Below are 19,798 nucleotides of genomic sequence, written 5' to 3' on the forward strand. Positions count from 1 at the left end.
ATTTCCGCCTTGTTCTCAAGCATTTTTCCTACGCTAATTTCGTTCACTTATCTAGGGTGATTAGTATTAACTCCTAGGAGAATAAAAATGCAACAACACTACGATTACATCATCGTCGGTGCGGGTTCGGCCGGCTGTGTGTTAGCGGATCGCTTAAGTGAAAGTGGTCAAAATTCGGTCCTATTACTCGAAGCGGGTGGGTCGGATAAAAGTATTTTTATCCAAATGCCAACAGCGCTTTCTTACCCGATGAACACTGAAAAATACGCGTGGCAGTTTGAGACGGTTGAAGAGCAAGGGTTGGATGGTCGCCAACTTCATTGTCCTCGCGGAAAAGTTCTGGGCGGTAGCTCATCTATCAACGGCATGGTTTACGTTCGCGGACACGCTTGTGACTTTGACCAGTGGGAAGAGGAAGGCGCGAAAGGCTGGAATTATCAGTCGTGTTTGCCTTATTTCCGTAAAGCAGAGTCTTGGATTGGTGGTGCTGATGAATATCGGGGCGATCACGGTCCAGTCGGCACATGTAACGGCAACGATATGAAGCTCAATCCACTGTACCAAGCTTTTATTGATGCAGGCAAAGAAGCGGGCTACCCAGAAACAAAAGATTACAACGGTTATCAGCAAGAGGGCTTTGGCCCAATGCATATGACCGTCGACAAAGGCGTACGCGCCTCGACCTCTAATGCATACTTAAGCCGCGCTAAAAAACGCAAAAACTTCACCCTAATGAAGAGGGTGACGGTTCATCGATTTTTATTAGAAGAAACTGGTGCAGAAGGTAAGAAAGCGGTAGGCGTTGAATTTGAAAAGTCAGGTTCAATTCAGCAATGTTTTGCGAATAATGAAGTGATTTCGAGTGCGGGTTCGGTTGGCTCCGTTCAGCTGTTGCAGCTTTCAGGCATTGGCCCTAAGGCAGTATTAGAAAAAGCGGGCATTGAGGTGAAACACTCGTTGGAAGGGGTAGGTAAAAACCTGCAAGATCACTTAGAAGTGTACTTCCAATATCACTGTAAGCAACCTATCACGCTCAACAGCAAATTAGGCTTGGTGAGCAAGGGCTTGATTGGCACTGAGTGGATATTAACTCGCAAAGGCCTTGGTGCTACTAACCACTTTGAATCGTGTGCGTTTATCCGCTCTCGTGAAGGACTAAAGTGGCCAAATATTCAATATCACTTCTTGCCAGCGGCAATGCGCTATGACGGGCAAGCTGCTTTTGATGGTCATGGTTTCCAAGTGCACGTTGGACCTAACAAGCCAGAAAGTCGCGGGTCGGTTGAAGTTGTCTCTGCGAATCCGAATGATAAGCCGAAGATTGAGTTTAACTACATTTCCACTGAACAAGATAAGCAGGATTGGCGTGATTGTATTCGCCTTACTCGCGAGATCCTCAATCAGCCAGCCATGGATGAGTTTCGTGGGGATGAGATCCAACCCGGTCTGAACATCACAACGGATGAACAGATTGATGAATGGGTGAAGCAAAACGTCGAGAGTGCTTACCATCCATCTTGTACCTGCAAAATGGGCGCAGATAATGACCCATTAGCCGTCTTAAATGAGCGATGCCAAGTACGCGGTATTCAAGGCTTGCGTGTGGTGGACTCTTCTATTTTCCCAACCATTCCGAACGGTAATTTAAATGCGCCAACGATTATGGTGGCAGAACGCGCCGCGGATATGATTTTGGATAACGCCCTAGAAACGTCGAACAACGTACCAGTTTGGATTGCACCGGACTGGCAAGAGATGCAACGAATGCATCCGCCAAAAAGAGATCTCGATTCGATCTCATAAAATGAAAAAGTCAGTAATCATTACAAGGAATTCAACATGTCTAAGATGACAAAAATCTTCTCAACAATTGCACTAAGTACTTTAGCAACAGGCGCTTACGCCAACCAATGTGAAACGGTTCGTTTCGCAGATGTAGGTTGGACTGACATCACAGCGACCACTGCCGTTACATCAGAGTTACTTAAAGGGTTGGGGTACAAAACGAAGACCGATCTTCTGTCTGTGCCTGTAACTTACTCCTCTATGGCTAATGGCGATATCGACATTTTCCTAGGTAACTGGATGCCAACGATGGAAGGTGATATCGCGAAATACCGTGATGCAGGTACTGTTGAAACCGTACGCGCGAACCTCGTTGGCGCAAAGTACACGCTAGCGGTTCCAAAATACGTTTATGACGCAGGCGTAACCAACTTCGCTGACCTAGTAAAACATGCCGACAAATTTAAAGACCGCATTTACGGCATTGAACCAGGAAACGATGGCAACCGCTTAATTCAGTCAATGATTGATAGCAACGCATTCGGCCTAAAAGATTTCAGCCTAGTTGAATCCAGTGAAGCTGGCATGGTGTCTCAAGTATCACGTGCCGCACGCCGCAATCAATGGATTGTGTACCTAGGTTGGGCGCCGCACCCAATGAATAGTAACGTTGAAATGGAATATCTAGCGGGTGGCGATGACTTCTTCGGTCCTAACTACGGCGGCGCGAACGTCTACACAAACGTACGTAAAAATTACCTCGCTGAGTGTCCAAATGTAGGTCAGCTAGTGAAAAATCTAGAGTTTAACCTAGAAATGGAAAATGAACTGATGGAAGCGATTCTTAACCAGAAACAGAAGCCATCAAAAGCAGCGCAAGCATGGTTGAATGCAAACCAAGAGCAAATTGAAGCGTGGCTAGAGGGCGTGAAAACGGTAGATGGCCAAGATGCGCTAACAGCTATTACAAACTACTTAAAAACAAACGCTTAATAAGCAGTATTTGAGCTCGTTTTTTTTAAAAAGTGGGCAGTTTTGCCCGCTTCATTAACACAAAGGTTTTATTTTGAATTTTATTACGGACAACAAACTACCGTTGGGCCAATGGATGGAAACTGGCGTCGATTGGTTAACCATCAATGCATCGGTTTTTTTCGATGCAATCTCTATTACACTTGAAACGATCATTCTTTTCGTGGTGGACATTTTTAAATGGATGCCACCTGCAGCGCCAATCATTATGACGGCGGCAATTGCTTGGTTCTTACATCGCAGCATTCCTCTTGTCGTATTTATCGTGTTGGCCTTACTCGCAATTCTCAACCTTGGTTACTGGCAAGAAATGCTGGAAACCTTTGTCCTTGTGTTTGCAGCGACAACGATTTCCGTATTAATTGGCGTGCCGTTGGGCATTATGGCGGCGCACCGTCCTTGGTTATACACCTTGTTGCGGCCAATACTCGATTTAATGCAGACCGTCCCGACATTCGTTTACCTAATTCCAACCTTGGTTCTGTTTGGATTGGGTATTGTCCCAGGTCTAATCTCGACCATCATTTTCGCTATCGCAGCACCCATTCGATTGACGTACCTCGGCATTATTAAAGTGCCGGAGGAGCTACTTGAAGCGGGTAAAGCATTTGGTGCCAGCCGCATGAAGCTACTGTTTAAGGTGGAGTTACCTGCGGCATTGCCAAGTATTATGGCTGGCGTTACGCAGTGCATTATGTTGTCTCTGTCTATGGTAGTCATTGCGGCGCTTGTTGGTGCTGATGGACTTGGTAAACCAGTCGTACGCGCACTGAATACGGTAAACATCTCGCAAGGTTTTGAAGCTGGTTTAGCGATTGTACTCGTTGCCATCATTCTTGATCGCTTGTGTAAAGCACCAAACCAGAAGGAGGCATAATCATGGACGCTATTACTATTAAAAATCTTGATGTCGTTTTTGGTCAGCAACAAGCACAGGCGCTAGCACTACTAGATCAAGGGAAGTCTCGACAAGAAATCATTGATGAAACTGGCCAAGTGGTTGGGGTTGATAATGTTTCGCTGAACGTGAAACAGGGTGAGATCTGTGTCTTGATGGGGCTTTCAGGCTCGGGTAAATCAAGTTTGCTGCGAACGGTTAACGGATTGAACGATATTTCTCGTGGCTCTCTGAAAATTAAAGACGGCGACGACATGGTTGAGCTCTCTAACTGTGACGAACAGAAACTGCGCCACCTTCGTACGCACCGCGTGTCCATGGTGTTTCAGAAGTTTGCATTGATGCCTTGGTTAACGGTGTTAGACAATGTAGCGTTTGGTCTAGAGATGCAAGGCATTGGTAAAGCGGAGCGTCGTAAAAAGGCGCGTGAACAGCTCGAAATGGTCGGTTTATCTGAGTGGGAAACCAAATTCCCGCACGAGCTTTCTGGTGGTATGCAGCAGCGTGTTGGCCTAGCGCGAGCGTTTGCGATGGACACTGATATCTTGTTAATGGATGAACCGTTTTCAGCACTTGATCCATTGATTCGTGCTCAGCTTCAAGATGAATTGATTCTGCTTCAAGAAAAGCTAAACAAAACCATTCTTTTTGTGAGTCACGACTTGGATGAGGCGCTTAAAATCGGCAACAACATCGCCATTATGGAATCAGGAAAGCTGATTCAACATGGCAAGCCAGAACAGATCATTCTTGCTCCAGAAAACGATTATGTGGCGGACTTTGTTGCTCACACTAATCCATTAAATGTGCTGAAGGGACGTTCCTTAATGCGTGACGATTTGGTTCGCGAAGATACGCGTGTTCTGATTTGCCCTGATAAAGATATTTGGGTGATACAAGAGAGCAAGGGGTTAAGTTTAGCGGATAAAGGTAAATCGTTGATTCAATGGAAGAGCGATTCTTCGAACCTTGACGAAGTTAATGAAAACTCTCTGGTTCAGGTTAGTCCAGAAATCAGTATGCGAGAAGCGATTGAACTTAAACAGCGCAGCAATCAGCCTCTGCTTATGGTTGAAGATAATAAGCTGGTTGGTGTGTTAAGCGACAATGAGCTTTACGATGCATTGCTTGGTAATTTTAAGTCAGAGCAAGTTGCGTAAAGTTGACGCAGAACCAAGTAAAAAAGAGCCGCACATTAGTGCGGCTCTTTTTAGTTTGAACAATGATTTAAGTCGCTAAGCTAAGACAATGGTCGACTATAGAGTCGTAATTACGTCATCCATTGCAAGGCGCGCTTTTGGAAGACCATGATTATAATCTTCTCCATCTTTATGGTAGCCAATCGCCAGCGCAACTTCACAAATATGGCCCTCGAGCTCTTCTTTAAACTCTTCTCCAATCAGAGCCGGATCGACACCTTCCATCGGTGTTGAATCAATGCCTAGTCGTGCCAATGTGTGTAGTAGGTTGCCTAGTGCCAAATAGACTTGTGCTTTTGTCCAGTTTCCGTTGAAGCCATTTTCGTCCGTATTTGCATCGGCAAAAGCGTAAGCACCCATAAAGTTGTTGTACATCTCCGCTGGCAAGTGGCCAGATGTTACTTCTGCATCCACACGCTTCGCAAATTTCTCTTTAGTAAATTTAGGATCGTAAGCAAACAGAATCGTATGTGATGCGGCTTTCGCGTGTGGTTGGTTAAACTGATGCATATTTGCAAACGTATTGTGGAAACGTTGCTTCGCTTCATCACTTTCAATAACGATGAATTTCCATGGTTGTGAGTTGATAGAAGACGCTGACAAGCGCAGTGCTTCTCTGATTATCGCCATGTCTTCTTGAGAAACGCGCTTGGTTTCATCATATTTTTTGCAGTGTAACGGCTATTTAGATCGGTAATGATTTGATGGGACACGTTTATATCCTCTTTATGTGATGACAGATGAGGATGCACTAGCATCGACAACCATGCGTACCTCGAATATGGGTTCATGATAATGGATATTTTTTCATTGATAAGAGGGTGTTTATTTAAATCACTTTTTACTTTTTGTTGAAAATCGATGTGGGTTGATCGGTTTGAAACTTAAAAGTCCTTATTTGGAAGCTTTTATTTGATATTAAATTAAACTCATATTAAGGCGTAGGGGAAAGCAACATGAACGTGATTGAAGTTTTTAATGATAGCTATGAACGTTGTACTTCAGATCAGGAGTTTTTCGACTTGTTCTACAAAAATTTATGGTCGAAAAGTGCCAACTTTAGACAGAAGTTTGACGGTATAGACATGCACCAACAAGTGAGAATGCTTAGAGGGTCTATCGTATTTTTTATGATGGCAGATACCTCGACCGAAGCGCACAAAATGGTGGAAAAGTATGGGAAAAAGCATGCAAGTGCAGATATTGGTATAGAGCCGCAGGATTTTGATGTTTGGCTTGAGAGTTTGTTAGAAACGGTTCGACAGTGTGATTCCGGGTATGATGCCGATGTTGAAACCGCTTGGCGAACATGCTTTAAAACGGGCTTAGAAGTAATGAAACAAGAATGTGATAAAGAAGATGGGAACATCCTTAAAGCGAGTACCAAATAAGGAAGTAACGTGAGTGGTCGTTACTTCCTAGGGGCAGAATCTTACTTATCTTGTGTCTCTTTATTCTTTTTCACCGCTTCGGCGATATCACTGACAGCTTCGATAAGATTGATCGGCATTGGAAAAATAATAGTGGATGTTTTGTCTGTAGTGATTTCAGTGAGTGTCTGCATGTAACGTAATTGCAGTGCATTCGGTGCTTCGTTGAGCATTTGCGCTGCTTCTTTTAATTTATTTGAAGCCTCTAACTCACCAGTAGCGTGAATGATCTTCGCCCTACGGTTACGTTCTGCTTCTGCCTGACGGGCTAGGGCTCTGACCATGCTGTCATTTAAATCAACATGTTTGACTTCAACCGTAGCAATCTTGATTCCCCAGTCATCAGTCTGTTGATCGAGAATGGATTGTAAATCCTTATTGAGGCGTTCTCGCTCTGATAGCAATTCATCGAGTTCATGCTGACCCAATACCGAGCGCAGCGTGGTTTGTGCTAACTGGCTGGTGGCATCGCTGTAGCTTTCAATATTGTTAATCGCCATTTGAGGATCGACTACGCGAAAATAAACGACCGCGTTGACGCGCACAGAAACGTTATCTTTGGTAATTAAATCTTGTGTCGGCACATCCAAAACGATAGTACGTAAATCAACCCTCACCATTTGCTGAATAAATGGGATAAGGATGATCAAACCAGGTCCTTTGACTTCTTGAAATCGACCAAGAAAGAACACAACCCCACGTTCGTATTCTCTCAAAACTTTGAACATTTGGGTCGCTAGTGCGAACAGCAGCACCACGATCACCGCAACGGTATAGAGCATCATAAAGCGCCTCCTATTTATTTTGGCGGTCATCAGGCATCACAGTTAAGGTCAGCCCTTTAACATTAACAATGGTGACGTGATCACCTTGTTTGAATTGTTGATGGTCTTTGGCTTTAGCTCGCCATAAAGCACCGTTGAGTTGAACGCGTCCTTCGCCATCGATAAAGTCATCGCTTACCACGGCGACCTTCCCAGGGTAAGTCTCTAAACCCGTCGTTACACGCCGGCCGCGAATTTTGAGCAGCAGGCCGACGGTCAGCACGATTAGAGCCACGGAAAATATGGCAATACCAAAAATCAAAGGAAGGGCGATCTGGAACCCTGGTAACTCACTGTCCATGAGAAATATCGAACCGAGTACAAAGGCGACAACGCCGCCTAACCCTAAAATACCAAAGCTCGGACTGAATGCTTCCGCTATCATTAGTGCAATACCGAGTAACAGCAGGCCAAGACCTGCGTAGTTGACGGGCATCATTTGTAGTGCGTACATGGCAAGAAGCAGACAAATCCCACCTAGCACTCCGGGTAAGCCAATTCCTGGGTTGTAAAATTCAAGAAGTAAACCGTAGATGCCGATGAGCATTAGAATGTAGGCAACGTTTGGATTGGTGATAACGGCTAACATTTCTGCTCGCCAATCTGGCGTTCTTTCAACCCATGTTGGATTTTCAAGTGACAATGTCACAGTGCGATTGTTTACTTTAACAGTTTGCCCATCTATGGCTTTAACTAAGTCCTCTGGCGAATTGGCGATGTAATCGATCACGTTTAATTCTAATGCTTCTGTTGCATCCAAGCTCGCCGCCTCGCTTACTGCTTTCTCTGCCCATTTTGCATTTCGTCCATGAAGTTTTGCTAAGCCTTTAATGTAGGCTTTGGCGTCGTTAATTACCTTTTTCTCCATTGCGGTTTTAGCGGGAACTTTCTCTGAGCTTTCGTTGGTTCCTTCTGGCGTTTCTTCCGCGTTTTGATCTTTGCCATCATCCGATGAAGGAGGTTGAGGCGCACCACCTAACGCGACGGGCGTTGCCGCGCCAAGGTTGGTGGCTTCAGCCATTGCGGCAACGTGGCTGGCGAGCAAGATGTATGTTCCGGCACTGGCGGCTCTAGAACCAGATGGGCCGACCCAAGTCGCAATGGGAGTCGAGGAGGTGGTAATCGCGTGAATAATATCTCGCATTGCGCTATCTAAGCCGCCTGGTGTGTCCATCTGTAAGATCACTAAACTGACACCGTTTAGTTGAGCTACTTCTATTTCTCGAGATAAATAGTCACTAGTAGCAGGCCCTATAGCGCCTTTGACAGGAACAATCCAAACGGTATTCGCCAGTGCTTGACTGGCAATCAAGAGTAAAGGTAAGAACCATATCCATAGTCGTTTCATGCAGTCCTCCTTGTGTGGTCACAGGGACTTTTTGAAATCCTAATTCAAGTATATCCAAATAACTTAGAGATGCTTGAGTATAGGTTCTAATGAATAAGTTGCCGAGGCTAATTAGGAGACTACTTTTTTATATATAAACGCTGTGTGAGATAGTAAACTAAAGCAAATTATTGGTAATTGTGACGTTTATGTTTATTGTTCAGCGTTTGATTAAGTTGGCCGTTATCTGTGCCGTATTCTTTACTATTTTCGATCTGATCTCGTATGGAGAGGTGACTTGGTTTCAACGGTTTTTGGCTTTTCTACACTAAACTCAGATTTCAATACGTTAGCTACTCATAAGGCGATAGGTTTCTTCCTATTCGCCTTATTACTCCCTCTTCAACCAAAGCCTTAAACAAAGCAATACTTAACTCGTTTTTTCAACTTCCTGTCGGTGGAAAAAACGCCAAAGTGCAACTAAATTCATATCAATGACAAGTTTAAGGTATGTAGTTGATGAGGCAATTCAGCGCAATCGCACTAGCTGTTGTAACACTCATTTTGAGCCAAACAACAACCGCAAGAAACGCGAAGATGTTAGGTGATATCTCCCTAGTTCAGCCCATACAGGGTGATCCTAATGTGGATATTAAGCTAGCGAGAATTGGCTGGCATCTCTTCCGCGATCCTCAATTATCGTCAAATGGTAATGTCAGCTGCGCGACATGCCACAATCTGCAAACCAATGGAGCTGAAAATACACCAGTCTCTACGGGGGTGAAAGGTGATGGAATTAGAAATTCTATAACAGTGTTTAATGCAGCGTTAAATTATCGTTTTTTATGGGATGGTACGGAAAACACCTTGATGGCTCAGATTGATGGTCCAATCCATAATCCAATGGAAATGGACTCAAACTGGCAAACGATAGAGCAATATGTAAAGGAGAGTGAACATTATCAAGCGCTATTTAATCGTGACGATGAATTGCCGATTAACGTTCATAATATCAAGTCCGCTATTGTGGAGTTTGTTGAAGGGCTGCAGACGCCTGGCGCACCATTCGATGCTTACTTATTGGGTTACACGCATGTACTGAGTGAACAGCAAATCAGAGGTTGGAAAACATTTCAGACTTCAGGTTGTGTGCAGTGTCATCAGGGCAAAAATATCGGCGGAGCGATGATCCAAAGGTTCGCCTATTTCAAGGATAAGCCAGTAGTAGAGGACTCGGGCAGGCAACTCGTTACGATAGAAGATGAAGAGCGATTCTATTTTAGAGTAGCCAGTTTACGCAATGTCGCGCTAACGAGTCCTTATTTTCATAATGGGCAAGTCGATAAGTTATCCGACGCGATACAAATCATGGCTAAAACCCAGCTCGGTATAACGATGAACGATGAGAATGTCGCGGACATTGAAGCATTCTTGCAGTCGTTGACAGCACCTAGACCCATAATTTTAGAGGTGTTGGAAAATGAATAAATTCAAACTGATCAATTTGTGCTTTTTTATTGGGATACTGGCGTGCTGCACACTGGCGTATATGTCGTATATGAACTCAAAAAACGCTCAAGAATTTCATGCAGAGCTAATGAATATCGGACATGAATTGATTGAAGAGCGTGATGTTATCGTGAACCGATATGCCGTTGAAGATAGGAAAAACTATGAGTTAACAACATCTTTAGTAGAGATAGAAATCGCAGCACAGGCACTGTTGGAATCATCAAAGGCATCAGTTTGGTTTCCCGTGACCCCCAATCGTATAAAAGTTAGGGATACGCTTGAACAGTTTAAGGAGCGAGTGCTTCAAACAACGTTGAAGCTTGATATGTTAATTGGTGTTCAGGTAGAAAATCGGTATGCATTACTCATGTTGTTCAATTTGTATCAGCAAGATGTTTCTATCGATAGCGGTCAATCATTGGGTGGCAGTCGTTATTTTGAATTTCTCAACCAGTTGCTTCTAACACAAACTGAAGTTGAGAGTGAAAAGGAAGCGAACTTCCTTAAACGGCTTCAAACGAGTGATAAAAGAATTGAATTGCTGACGAATGAATTGCTTGATCACACTTATATTGAGTTTGTCGAAAGCTCAGAGCATCGGTTACTCAATATTGTTCAAAGTGAGGCGCGTTTTACGTGGTTGTTTGTATTTATCGCGGTGATGTTTCTAGTTAGCGCGTTTGTTTATCAGTCACATCACCGAATGCATAACTTAAAACAGTTGAACCTTGAAATTGAAGAGGCGAGAAACAAAGCCGAGCGAGCGGCAAAAGCGAAATCAAATTTTCTCGCTGCAATGAGTCACGAACTAAGAACGCCGATGAATGGTGTACTAGGGCTTTCTCAAATGATTGCAGAAGAGACCAAAGAGCCGACGACGAAAGAGCACATTAGGGTTATTCTTGACTCTGGCCAGCATCTGATGACTATCCTCAACGATATTTTGGATTTTTCTAAAGTTGAAGAAAACAAACTGGAATTTGAGCAAGCTAAGTTTAAGCTCGATCAAGTGCTTTCTCCGGTGTGTAGCGCAATAAAACCACTTGTTGATGAAAAAAATATCGAGTTAATCTTGGAAAACGAGGTTTCTGAATATACTGAATTTACTGGGGATTGTGCGCGTTTACGACAGATCTTATTTAATCTCGCCGGTAACGCGGTGAAGTTTACCAATGAAGGGCATGTGCTGGTTAGAACCGAGTTAGATGAATCGAATCAGTTGTTGGTCATGCGCGTGAGCGACACCGGTATTGGTATTGCGCCAGACAAGCACGAGCATATTTTTAACTCGTTTGAGCAAGCAGACTCATCAACGACTCGAAGGTTCGGCGGAACAGGTCTTGGGTTAGCCATCGTCAAAAAACTAACCGATTTGATGGGTGGCCATATTACTCTCAAGAGTATAGAAGGCGTTGGAAGTCAATTTATCGTTGAGTTGCCGATTCCTTGGGTAGAATCTGCTCCGAAAAAGCAGCAAGAAGCACCGAAACCTCGCGCAAAATCACACCATTTAAAGATACTACTTGCTGATGATAACCGTGTGAATGCAATTGTTGCAAAAGGGTTTTGCGAAAAGCTCGGGCATGAAGTGGATGTTGCAGAAAATGGATTAATCGCGGTTAAAAAGGCGAAAGAGAACGAGTACGACCTGATCTTGATGGACAACCACATGCCCGAGATGAATGGTGTTGAGGCGACACGCGTTATCCGACAAGAGTTAGGTATCAAGACGTTACTCTTTGCGTACACGGCAGACGTATTTCGTGAAGCCCATGATAGCTTTATTGAAGCAGGAGCAGACCATGTGCTTACAAAACCGCTACAGCATGAGAGCTTTTCAGACGCTCTCAAACAGTTTGCCGCCAGACTCGAACCGAAACAGAATCCGCCACTAACGAGTGACAGCAATGTGCTTCAGTTGCAACGTAAGCCAATCGAGAACTTAAGGTTAACAGAGGAAGAACTCTCCCGCTCAGGCATGTTTACTTCTTTACGAGATGAGCCAGAAGCGCTCGACGAGCTGCTAAAAAGCATTATTGTCGATTTTGAGACATCTGTTGATGAGCTTATTGAATACTTTATGGCTGAAGACTTTGCTTCATTAGCGCTGACGTTGCACAAAACGAAAGGGATGGCACTGAACCTAAGTTTACCTATTTTGGCGAGCCAAACGGAGGCCCTGGAAACTCAACTTAAAGCCAACCAAATTCCCGAGATTGAGCAGTTGCAGATGCTGATCAATCGGTTACAGGTCAACATCCATCAGTCTCATAGACTTTTGGATGATATCCAGAAGAACAATGCCGATCCTCAACAGATTTTATAGTCCCTGTGAGTGCGATGCTTTCCTTAACTCATTTTGTTGTGGTTTACTGTGGCAAGGACGGATAGTGTTGATTCGTCGTCGGAAAATCAGGGAGTTAGAATGAGTAAGCATTCCGCTTTAATCAAATGGCATCGTAAAGCTGGCGAAGAGTTTAGTGATAATAAGTATAGTAGGGCACACATTTGGCAATTTGATGGAGGGTTGCAAGTCCCAGCATCTCCATCTCCCCACGTAGTACCATTACCACTATCCGTAGAAGAAAACGTTGATCCAGAAGAAGCGTTTGTCGCGGCACTTTCTAGTTGTCATATGCTCGTTTTCCTGTCTATTGCAGCAAAGCGACGTTACGTTGTGGACAGTTACTTCGATGAAGCGGTGGGGGAGCTTGAAAAAGGCGAAAACGGAAAAGAGTGGGTATCAAAGGTAACTTTAAACCCTAAGGTAACATTTTCAGGTGAAAAACAACCGACACCATCTCAATTAGAAAAACTGCACCACATGGCCCATGAGAATTGCTTTATCGCCAACTCCGTTAAAACAGAAGTGACAACGCTTATTGCGAATTAAGTGAGGCTCTTTATCAAAAGCGCGGCCTATTACAGAGTTATATTAAGCCAGCAGTCATCCTGCTGGCTCGTTCATCTAGACGACACCTTGCTCAATCATTGCATCAGCGACTTTTCTAAAGCCTGCAATGTTGGCGCCTAAAACTAAATTTCCAGGTTGGCCAAACTCTTTACTGGTTTCGTTTGCATTGATGAAAATATTTTTCATGATGGTTTGCAACTGACTATCCACTTGTTCAAACGTCCAGTTTTGCATGCTGGCGTTTTGCGCCATTTCAAGTTGACTGGTTGCAACACCGCCTGCATTGGCTGCTTTGGCAGGCCCATAAGCTATGTCTGAGTCCACGATAATATTGGCAGCATCACGGGTGGTTGGCATGTTCGCCCCTTCACTAATCAAAATACATCCGTTTTCGATAAGAGCCAGTGCGTCGTCTGACGTTAATTCATTTTGAGTCGCACAAGGGAAGGCAGCATCAGCCTGATATCGCCAAACAGCATGTCCTTCATTAGGATAGTCGCTCTCTGGTGTGTATTCTGCTTCAGGGTAAGTTTCTAAATATTCTTCTAAGCTTGCTCTTTTCACTTCTTTCAGTTGTTTGAGGAGCTTAAGATCAATACCGTGCTCATGATAGATCGTACCTCGAGAGTCGCTGCATGTAACCGGCGTTGCTCCCATATGGTACAGTTTTTCAATGGCGTAGATAGCCACGTTGCCAGCACCAGAAACGAGGCAAGTTTTCCCCTTCAATGAATCGTTGCGGTCGTTGAGCATGCATTCTGCAAAATAGACGGCGCCATATCCTGTCGCTTCTTTTCTGGCGAGTGAGCCACCCCAAAGAAGACTCTTGCCTGTAAGCACACCTTCGTAGCGACCCGTCAATCGTTTGTATTGACCAAACATATAGCCAATTTCGCGCGCCCCGACGCCGATATCGCCTGCGGGTACATCGGTGGCAGGACCGATGTGACGGTACAACTCGTTCATAAATGATTGGCAAAATCGCATGATCTCGCCGTCGGATTTTCCTTTAGGATCGAAGTTTGAACCGCCTTTGCCGCCACCGATAGGAAGGCCAGTCAGTGCGTTTTTAAAAATTTGCTCAAAGCCGAGAAATTTTATGATGCTCGCATTGACTGAGTGATGGAATCTCAATCCTCCTTTGTACGGCCCCAAAGCAGAGTTGAATTCAACTCGATAACCTTTGTTTACTTGTACATTTCCAGCATCATCAACCCAAGGAACTCGAAACATGATTTGACGTTCTGGCTCGACGATCCTCTGGATAATCGCTTGTTCCTTATATTTATTATTGCCTTCTATTACCGGCGCGAGAGAAGTTAATACTTCTTCTACCGCTTGGTAAAATTCTTTTTGCGCAGGGCTACTGTGTTGCAACGCAACAATAGTATCGTGTATGTATGACATAGGTTTCTTCCTTGATGTGAATAAGCAATCAGTTTATATGAATGTATTTCCATTAAATAGTGATTTTGACCAAGATTCAATGGTTGTAGTGGTCTTTCCTGCGGATGAGAATGTGCAGCTTCTAACCCAGGCAGTGTTGGTTGAGATAGGTAGGGCGAGCTAAGTAAGCGGGTGGTTGAGTGATCAGTTTCACATATAACAAGCAGAAATCACTTTAGTCGATGTTGTTGTGCAGTTACGCAAATTGTTTATGTTAACGTCATGTTAAAGTTTGTGTGTAATAACTTGTGAAAAGACAACTATATGGATGAGCTTAAGGTTCTGAACTCGTTTATTCAGCAGAATGGTCTACCAGCGTTTGGCCACCTTGATGGAATTCCAACATCGTTACAGCTAGATAAATTTACTTACCTCGATGAGATGGATAAGCCAGTGTCTAAGTGGCGCCGTTACCGCGATTATAAGCAGTTTCAGTTCGTCAATTTGGTCACACCTGATTACGTCATTGGAGTAGCGATTGCTGATATACGGTATTTAGCATCCGGCTTTTGCTACCTGTTTGATATTAAAAAGAATAAGTTGATTGAGCAACAATGGTTGAAACCTTTTAATATAGGTTATCAAACTCAGCCTTCCAGTTGGCGCAGTCTTGCCCATCTTGCTAACAAAAGAGTTCAGTTTTCTATTAAGGATGGTATTTGGCACGTCCACTTTGTGACAGAGTCAGTCAATGCGGATCTCTATTTACGTCCAGAAAATATGAGTTTGCCATTAATGTTGTGTACGCCAACAGGTTATGCGGGTTGGACATATACTCAGAAGCACAATGCGTTAGCAGTAGACGGTAACTTGTTCATATTAGGAAAAGAGCAAGATCTTTCAGAGGTGGCTGCTGGTTACGATTTTTCCGCTGGGTACATGCGGCGAGAAACAAGTTGGCGCTGGGCGAGTATCAATTGCTTTGAGGATGACAGGCGTCTGGGGTTGAACTTGGCAGCTGGCGTTAATGAAACTGGCTATTGCGAAAATGTATTGTGGATTAATGGTCAGCGTCACTTTTTGCAACCTGTGCAGTTTCAGTTTTCACGAAGTGATGAAGGGCAAAAGTGGCATATTACGTCGGAAGATAAACGAGTTAACTTACAGTTCACGCCTTTGAATCGACGCTCAGAGAAGAAAAATTTTTGGCTTCTCAAAAGTAACTTTCGTCAGTACATCGGTTATTTCTCTGGCTATATTATCGATGGAAATGGCATCAAACATCAGTTAGAAGAAGTTATGGGTCTTACTGAAGATCACTATGCAAAATGGTAGAAACACAATGGATTGGACGCAGTTGATGGACCGCCCAGAATTACTTCTGATGATTCTGGCTCCAGTTTTCTTTTTCTGCATGCTTGCCGAATATTGGTTCGGACAAAGAAGGGGACGCTTGCCTGAAAGCGCGACGTATTACTTCCCTGAAGTAGCGTGTAATTTTGTTCTTGCGGGCTTACACCAAGCGACAGACATACTCACGGGTTTACTGATTGCTCAGTTGTATTTGTGGTGGTTCGATTGGCGTTTGTTTGATATCGAAATGAGCGTCTCAGCTTTTCTTTTACTTGTTGTCCTGCAAGATTTTTTCTATTACTGGTTTCATCGGGCTAGCCATCGTATTCGTTGGATGTGGGCCGCGCACGTTGTTCATCACAGTTCGGAAAGAATGAACTTCAGTACCGCCTTTCGTCAAAGTTTAATGTATCCGCTAGCGGGGATGTGGATTTTTTGGTTGCCCTTGGTGATTATTGGTTTTGAGCCAAAATGGGTTGTCTTCGTTGTGTTGTTTAATCTGGGCTTACAGTTTTTTGTTCACACCCAATCAATTCGTTCGCTCGGGCCACTAGAGTGGGTATTTAACACGCCGTCTCATCATCGCGTTCATCATGGTGTGAACCGTCAGTACATCGACAAAAATTATGCGGGTGTATTAATTATTTGGGATCGAATGTTCGGAACGTTTGAACCAGAGGTGGAAACGGTTCGGTATGGGGTTTCTAAACCTGTAAACAGCTTTAATCCCATCCGCGTGACGTTTGCAGAATGGAAAGACATGTTTTATGACGTAACTCGACCAAACTTATCATGGAAACAACGCTGCCGCCGTTTGTTCGCTCCGCCATCGGATTTTTATGAGTAAATTGAGATAAAGAGATTGGAGCGGGCAGCGGGAATCGAACCCGCATCATCAGCTTGGAAGGCTGAGGTAATAGCCATTATACGATGCCCGCGCATCGATAGGACTCAGTTAATATGCCACACTGGACGAAAAAGAAAAGTCTTTTCTCATCAAATGTTTGTCAGTTGCCTAAAAAAGTAGCGGACTGATGTTAAAGTGTTCATTGTCTCTGGTTTTTTGTGGCACTCGCGATTCCGCTACTAAGCCTAGGGGCTTCCAATTAGGTCGTAAACACCGAATTCTTAGGTGTTTAGATGTTGATGATATTCAAGATTTTCTGTGTAAAGGTTAATCTCGTTTATTGAACAGTCACGTTTCATGGTCAAGACTAGATATTGAAATGATTACTTTTTACTGTTGATGCGTATGTATAACACAGGGTAATTCTGCTGAAACAGTCAGCTTAACCAAAGGAGATTTAACATGATGAGAGGTTTGATATTAGGGCTGGTGGTGATGCTGGTATCTGCTTGTACTACCGTTACAACCGATGTAGATAAACAAGCCGACTTTTCAGCTTACAGAACGTTTGACTTCGGTGCTCAGGCGGAAGCTCCTACCAGTATTGATGGTCGACGTATTGAGCAAGGGCTTGCTGAACAGCTTGAGGGTAAGGGTTTAATTAAGGTAAATAGTGGCGGTGACCTTTACGTACATCATGATATCGTAGAAGAATCCGAGCTTGTTTCTTCAGGATCGTCGGTGAGCTTTGGCTATGGCTGGAATAGCTTTGGTGTGATCACTTCAAGCCCAGAAAGATATAAAGAACGTAAGTATGGGAAGTTGGTGGTTGAACTGGTTGATGCAAAGGCTAATCAAGTCGTTTGGAAAGGCGTTTCAAGTCGTAAACTGTCTGAGTCAATGAGCTCTGAGAAACGAGAATCTCTCATCCAAGAAGAAATCGCGAAGATGTTTGAAAGCTACCCTTACGGTGAAAAATAATTAGTATTCTTAACGATTAAGAATACTAATTGCCAATAGTTACGCACAGGGTTAAAAGAACTTATCATTTTGGTTCTGGTTACCTTTGTGCGTACGACTCTGATTGCTTTACTCGGACTACTTTTCTGCTTGTTGGCTCCGAGCATGAGCCTGCCGTACTCACACCCAAATTTTCTTTCCTTTCATAACCAGAATATTGCTGTTGACGCTAAGTCGAAGCACTTTTCAGAACATCCTATCTCTCCAGTACAACAAGACTATCCGAGTTTAAACAGCCGGAATAGATTGAGGGTTAGCCATGCTAAGGAAATGAGCTCGAACGACGATGTAGAACCCGAATGGTTTGAAATGCTTGATGTAGCATGGTGGGCGCATCGTTCGGCAATTTACTCGATGAAGCGGCTAAAACGCATCGGCAATGAGGCTTTAGGTTGTTGTATTGAAAGTGTTTTTACTCACTTTAAATACAGAATCGGAGTGAGAAAAGAATCGAATTTCATATACCGCTTTATACATGCTCGCTAACACATTCCATGTTTTTGCAACTTTTTGGTTAATTATGCTTAGGAGCGGTTTATGTTTGATTCGATCATTCAGGTCTTGAGTGCTTTTTGGCATCAAGATTTCACGGCGTTAATGGCGCCAGGCAGTGCAGGTTTGGTTTATTTTGTTGTTGCAGTGATTATCTTTTTGGAAAGTGGTTTTATTCCTGCTGCACCTTTCCCATGCGACAGTGTCGTCGTATTATCCGGTACGCTGGCGGCGGTTGGCGTCCTTGACCCAATTATGATCATGTTGGTGATAGCTGTTAGTGCGGGGTTGGGAAGTTGGGCGGCTTATTTACAAGGCAAGTGGCTAAATCGCTTACCTAAGGTCCAAGGCTGGGTGAGTGCGGTTCCTCAAAAGCGTTTGGAACAGGTCGACGTGTTACTCAGTAAACATGGATTGATTGCGCTTTTGTGCGCGCGGTTTATTCCGGTTGTTCGTTCCCTATTGCCATTAATGATGGGGTTGCGAGTGAAACGTATTAGTAAATTCCATTACTTTGCGTGGCTGAGTGCGATTTTATGGACGCTGATATTATGCGGTTTTGGTTCATTACTTCCTTTGCTACCGGAAAATATGAGCAAAGCAATCACAATGCTATTAATGGCGGCACCAATAATTACTCTTGTGATTGGAGTGCTTAGTTTCTTGTTTGTTAAAGCACGTCGAGCGCTCTGTAAACCCAAGGATGTGTCTGAGTTTTCTCAGTAAGTTTACTTGATTTGCACTTTTAAGCTTGTATGCAGATTAGACATCTAATCGACAGGTTTTTGTCAGTAAAAAGAAAGGCGCAATGTATGCGCCTTTCTTTTTGAGTGTCGTTAGGGTTTCGAATTTAATAGCCAATGCTATATAGGTATTCGCCAACTTCTTTGCACTGAGACTTGTAGATGTTCTCTACTTCAGACTCATTCTTATCTGCTGCTTTAAATTCAAGTTCGGCAGACGATAGCTGGTCAAAGCTGTAGTCTCTCTCAGACATTAAGTAGTGTCTGAACATCGCTCTGTGTTCCGGAACTGCAATACGTGCGTTAGCAACGTTGGCACACTCTAACAGAGTGTCGTTACTCATTTCTTCTGGCTTAGTTTCTGTGTTTGCAAAGGTTGAGCCCGCTGAAAATAGTAATGCTAGTGCGATGGTTGTAGCGATTCTTGTCATTATATGGACCTCAAATTGGTTCTAGTAACAATGAGCATATTGGCTCTTATCGTTACATTTTCGTGTTCTCTGTATGTCATAAAAAGTTAAACAACAGAGAAGGCGTTGCGACCATGAGTAAAGACGTACATTAAGTTCGCTTCCTTTCTTCCTGAGAGGCGATAAAGAGAGCGTTGACTCATGAGTCCGCCATAACTGTCTAGAGGTAAGCGAGATGCTTGTTTTGCCAACTCCAGTAGTGGTGGAGAAGAGAAAGCAATAAGTAAAAAATAATCAGGAGTAAAATCTGATGATAAAACGCCATCAGTAGCTGATGTTCGGCGACAGGAGACAAGCCCGAACAACTCGCGCTTTATATGTAGGTAGTAACTTTCTGAACCCCAAGAGCTCAGAGAAGCTGAGGCATGAAAATCAGTGTGTGCTAGCTCAAAATCGTCTTGTTGAGAGAGTTTAAGTAGGCGCTCGGAAGTGTAATGTTTGGTGTGGTGCCACTCATGCGCATATGAAGCTGTGATGAGCCCTGAGAGCAGGGACAAAGAAAGCATCAATAATATACGGTGTAGATAACGCAAGAAGTAACCCTAAACATATAAAGCCACAGTTAC

18 protein-coding genes, 1 tRNA gene and 1 pseudogene are annotated in these 19,798 nt (G+C 43.8%); 13 read left to right on the forward strand and 7 right to left on the reverse strand.

The window, feature by feature from the left end; translation table 11 throughout:
* The first annotated feature begins 87 nt into the window (after positions 1–87).
* The 4 genes from betA to choV all read left to right on the forward strand — a co-directional run bounded on the left by betA (position 88) and on the right by choV (position 4,875).
* Complete coding sequence (betA, locus tag R7E38_RS09135; RefSeq protein WP_226083174.1) at positions 88–1,803, forward strand: choline dehydrogenase; 1,716 nt, start codon at positions 88–90, stop codon at positions 1,801–1,803.
* Positions 1,804–1,839: 36 nt separating this feature from the next.
* Entirely contained in the window at positions 1,840–2,778 is a 939-nt protein-coding gene (locus R7E38_RS09140) for a choline ABC transporter substrate-binding protein (RefSeq protein WP_005382646.1), read from the forward strand.
* A gap of 73 nt (positions 2,779–2,851) precedes the next feature.
* Positions 2,852–3,694 carry a choline ABC transporter permease subunit gene (gene choW / locus R7E38_RS09145; protein ID WP_213903283.1) on the forward strand — a complete coding sequence of 281 codons (843 nt, stop codon included), beginning with the start codon at positions 2,852–2,854 and terminating at the stop codon, positions 3,692–3,694.
* 2 nt (positions 3,695–3,696) lie between these two features.
* Positions 3,697–4,875, forward strand: a complete 1,179-nt coding sequence (gene choV, locus R7E38_RS09150; protein WP_017633664.1) for a choline ABC transporter ATP-binding protein — start codon at positions 3,697–3,699, stop codon at positions 4,873–4,875.
* Between the two features lie 96 nt (positions 4,876–4,971).
* Here the strand turns inward: choV and R7E38_RS09155 are convergent.
* Positions 4,972–5,627, reverse strand: a pseudogene (locus R7E38_RS09155) (nitroreductase family protein).
* Positions 5,628–5,870: 243 nt separating this feature from the next.
* On the opposite strand from R7E38_RS09155, the gene R7E38_RS09160 reads away from it, so the two are divergent.
* A complete protein-coding gene (locus tag R7E38_RS09160) occupies positions 5,871–6,305 on the forward strand; it encodes a globin (RefSeq protein ID WP_054729720.1) in 435 nt (144 codons plus the stop codon).
* A gap of 41 nt (positions 6,306–6,346) precedes the next feature.
* On the opposite strand, the gene R7E38_RS09165 is transcribed toward R7E38_RS09160, so the two are convergent.
* Both R7E38_RS09165 and R7E38_RS09170 read right to left on the reverse strand, forming a co-directional pair.
* On the reverse strand, positions 6,347–7,129 hold the full coding sequence (locus R7E38_RS09165; protein WP_054729723.1) for a slipin family protein: 783 nt from the start codon (positions 7,127–7,129) through the stop codon (positions 6,347–6,349).
* Between the two features lie 10 nt (positions 7,130–7,139).
* Positions 7,140–8,516 carry an NfeD family protein gene (locus tag R7E38_RS09170; RefSeq protein WP_226083172.1) on the reverse strand — a complete coding sequence of 459 codons (1,377 nt, stop codon included), beginning with the start codon at positions 8,514–8,516 and terminating at the stop codon, positions 7,140–7,142.
* A 498-nt stretch (positions 8,517–9,014) separates the two neighbouring features.
* Here R7E38_RS09170 and R7E38_RS09175 point away from each other — a divergent pair, with 498 nt between their 5' ends.
* The 3 genes from R7E38_RS09175 (at position 9,015) to R7E38_RS09185 (ending at position 12,900) form a co-directional block, all read left to right on the forward strand.
* Positions 9,015–9,983, forward strand: a complete 969-nt coding sequence (locus R7E38_RS09175) for a cytochrome c peroxidase (RefSeq protein WP_262642877.1) — start codon at positions 9,015–9,017, stop codon at positions 9,981–9,983.
* Positions 9,976–12,333 carry an ATP-binding protein gene (locus tag R7E38_RS09180; RefSeq protein ID WP_226083167.1) on the forward strand — a complete coding sequence of 786 codons (2,358 nt, stop codon included), beginning with the start codon at positions 9,976–9,978 and terminating at the stop codon, positions 12,331–12,333. The genes R7E38_RS09175 and R7E38_RS09180 overlap by 8 nt, the downstream gene beginning before the upstream one ends.
* A 99-nt stretch (positions 12,334–12,432) precedes the next feature.
* On the forward strand, positions 12,433–12,900 hold the full coding sequence (locus R7E38_RS09185; protein ID WP_213891401.1) for an OsmC family protein: 468 nt from the start codon (positions 12,433–12,435) through the stop codon (positions 12,898–12,900).
* Positions 12,901–12,975: 75 nt separating this feature from the next.
* On the opposite strand, the gene gdhA is transcribed toward R7E38_RS09185, so the two are convergent.
* Positions 12,976–14,328, reverse strand: coding sequence for an NADP-specific glutamate dehydrogenase (gdhA, locus tag R7E38_RS09190; RefSeq protein WP_226083164.1), 1,353 nt, complete (start codon positions 14,326–14,328; stop codon positions 12,976–12,978).
* Positions 14,329–14,631: 303 nt separating this feature from the next.
* Here gdhA and R7E38_RS09195 point away from each other — a divergent pair, with 303 nt between their 5' ends.
* Positions 14,632–15,642 carry a DUF2804 domain-containing protein gene (locus R7E38_RS09195; RefSeq protein WP_047101375.1) on the forward strand — a complete coding sequence of 337 codons (1,011 nt, stop codon included), beginning with the start codon at positions 14,632–14,634 and terminating at the stop codon, positions 15,640–15,642.
* Positions 15,643–15,649: 7 nt separating this feature from the next.
* On the forward strand, positions 15,650–16,507 hold the full coding sequence (locus R7E38_RS09200; protein WP_005373167.1) for a sterol desaturase family protein: 858 nt from the start codon (positions 15,650–15,652) through the stop codon (positions 16,505–16,507).
* Positions 16,508–16,523: 16 nt separating this feature from the next.
* Here R7E38_RS09200 and R7E38_RS09205 read toward each other — a convergent pair.
* Positions 16,524–16,598 (reverse strand) — tRNA-Gly (locus R7E38_RS09205).
* A 371-nt stretch (positions 16,599–16,969) separates the two neighbouring features.
* On the opposite strand from R7E38_RS09205, the gene R7E38_RS09210 reads away from it, so the two are divergent.
* From R7E38_RS09210 to R7E38_RS09220, 3 genes are all read left to right on the forward strand, one after another.
* Positions 16,970–17,488, forward strand: coding sequence for a DUF4136 domain-containing protein (locus tag R7E38_RS09210; RefSeq protein WP_005382627.1), 519 nt, complete (start codon positions 16,970–16,972; stop codon positions 17,486–17,488).
* Between the two features lie 87 nt (positions 17,489–17,575).
* Positions 17,576–18,013 carry a hypothetical protein gene (locus R7E38_RS09215; RefSeq protein WP_318081755.1) on the forward strand — a complete coding sequence of 146 codons (438 nt, stop codon included), beginning with the start codon at positions 17,576–17,578 and terminating at the stop codon, positions 18,011–18,013.
* A 51-nt stretch (positions 18,014–18,064) separates the two neighbouring features.
* Positions 18,065–18,745, forward strand: a complete 681-nt coding sequence (locus tag R7E38_RS09220) for a DedA family protein (protein ID WP_226083160.1) — start codon at positions 18,065–18,067, stop codon at positions 18,743–18,745.
* A 124-nt stretch (positions 18,746–18,869) separates the two neighbouring features.
* Here R7E38_RS09220 and R7E38_RS09225 read toward each other — a convergent pair whose 3' ends face one another.
* Both R7E38_RS09225 and R7E38_RS09230 read right to left on the reverse strand, forming a co-directional pair.
* Positions 18,870–19,193 carry a hypothetical protein gene (locus R7E38_RS09225; protein WP_226083158.1) on the reverse strand — a complete coding sequence of 108 codons (324 nt, stop codon included), beginning with the start codon at positions 19,191–19,193 and terminating at the stop codon, positions 18,870–18,872.
* Between the two features lie 86 nt (positions 19,194–19,279).
* Positions 19,280–19,738 (reverse strand): hypothetical protein, encoded by a 459-nt coding sequence (locus R7E38_RS09230; protein WP_017633653.1) that lies wholly within the window; start codon positions 19,736–19,738, stop codon positions 19,280–19,282.
* Between the last annotated feature and the right edge of the window lie 60 nt (positions 19,739–19,798).

Origin of the sequence: Vibrio sp. Vb2131, from assembly GCF_033338535.1 — a bacterium.
Taxonomy (GTDB): Bacteria; Pseudomonadota; Gammaproteobacteria; order Enterobacterales; family Vibrionaceae; genus Vibrio; species Vibrio alginolyticus.

Coding starts and splice junctions, on each gene's coding strand:
- betA (WP_226083174.1), top strand. CDS start 88: ATGCAACAACACTACGATTACATCATCGTCGGTGCGGGTTCGGCCGGC.
- R7E38_RS09140 (WP_005382646.1), top strand. CDS start 1,840: ATGTCTAAGATGACAAAAATCTTCTCAACAATTGCACTAAGTACTTTA.
- choV (WP_017633664.1), top strand. CDS start 3,697: ATGGACGCTATTACTATTAAAAATCTTGATGTCGTTTTTGGTCAGCAA.
- R7E38_RS09160 (WP_054729720.1), top strand. CDS start 5,871: ATGAACGTGATTGAAGTTTTTAATGATAGCTATGAACGTTGTACTTCA.
- R7E38_RS09165 (WP_054729723.1), bottom strand. CDS start 7,129: ATGATGCTCTATACCGTTGCGGTGATCGTGGTGCTGCTGTTCGCACTA.
- R7E38_RS09170 (WP_226083172.1), bottom strand. CDS start 8,516: ATGAAACGACTATGGATATGGTTCTTACCTTTACTCTTGATTGCCAGT.
- R7E38_RS09175 (WP_262642877.1), top strand. CDS start 9,015: ATGAGGCAATTCAGCGCAATCGCACTAGCTGTTGTAACACTCATTTTG.
- R7E38_RS09180 (WP_226083167.1), top strand. CDS start 9,976: ATGAATAAATTCAAACTGATCAATTTGTGCTTTTTTATTGGGATACTG.
- R7E38_RS09185 (WP_213891401.1), top strand. CDS start 12,433: ATGAGTAAGCATTCCGCTTTAATCAAATGGCATCGTAAAGCTGGCGAA.
- gdhA (WP_226083164.1), bottom strand. CDS start 14,328: ATGTCATACATACACGATACTATTGTTGCGTTGCAACACAGTAGCCCT.
- R7E38_RS09195 (WP_047101375.1), top strand. CDS start 14,632: ATGGATGAGCTTAAGGTTCTGAACTCGTTTATTCAGCAGAATGGTCTA.
- R7E38_RS09200 (WP_005373167.1), top strand. CDS start 15,650: ATGGATTGGACGCAGTTGATGGACCGCCCAGAATTACTTCTGATGATT.
- R7E38_RS09210 (WP_005382627.1), top strand. CDS start 16,970: ATGATGAGAGGTTTGATATTAGGGCTGGTGGTGATGCTGGTATCTGCT.
- R7E38_RS09220 (WP_226083160.1), top strand. CDS start 18,065: ATGTTTGATTCGATCATTCAGGTCTTGAGTGCTTTTTGGCATCAAGAT.
- R7E38_RS09225 (WP_226083158.1), bottom strand. CDS start 19,193: ATGACAAGAATCGCTACAACCATCGCACTAGCATTACTATTTTCAGCG.
- R7E38_RS09230 (WP_017633653.1), bottom strand. CDS start 19,738: ATGCTTTCTTTGTCCCTGCTCTCAGGGCTCATCACAGCTTCATATGCG.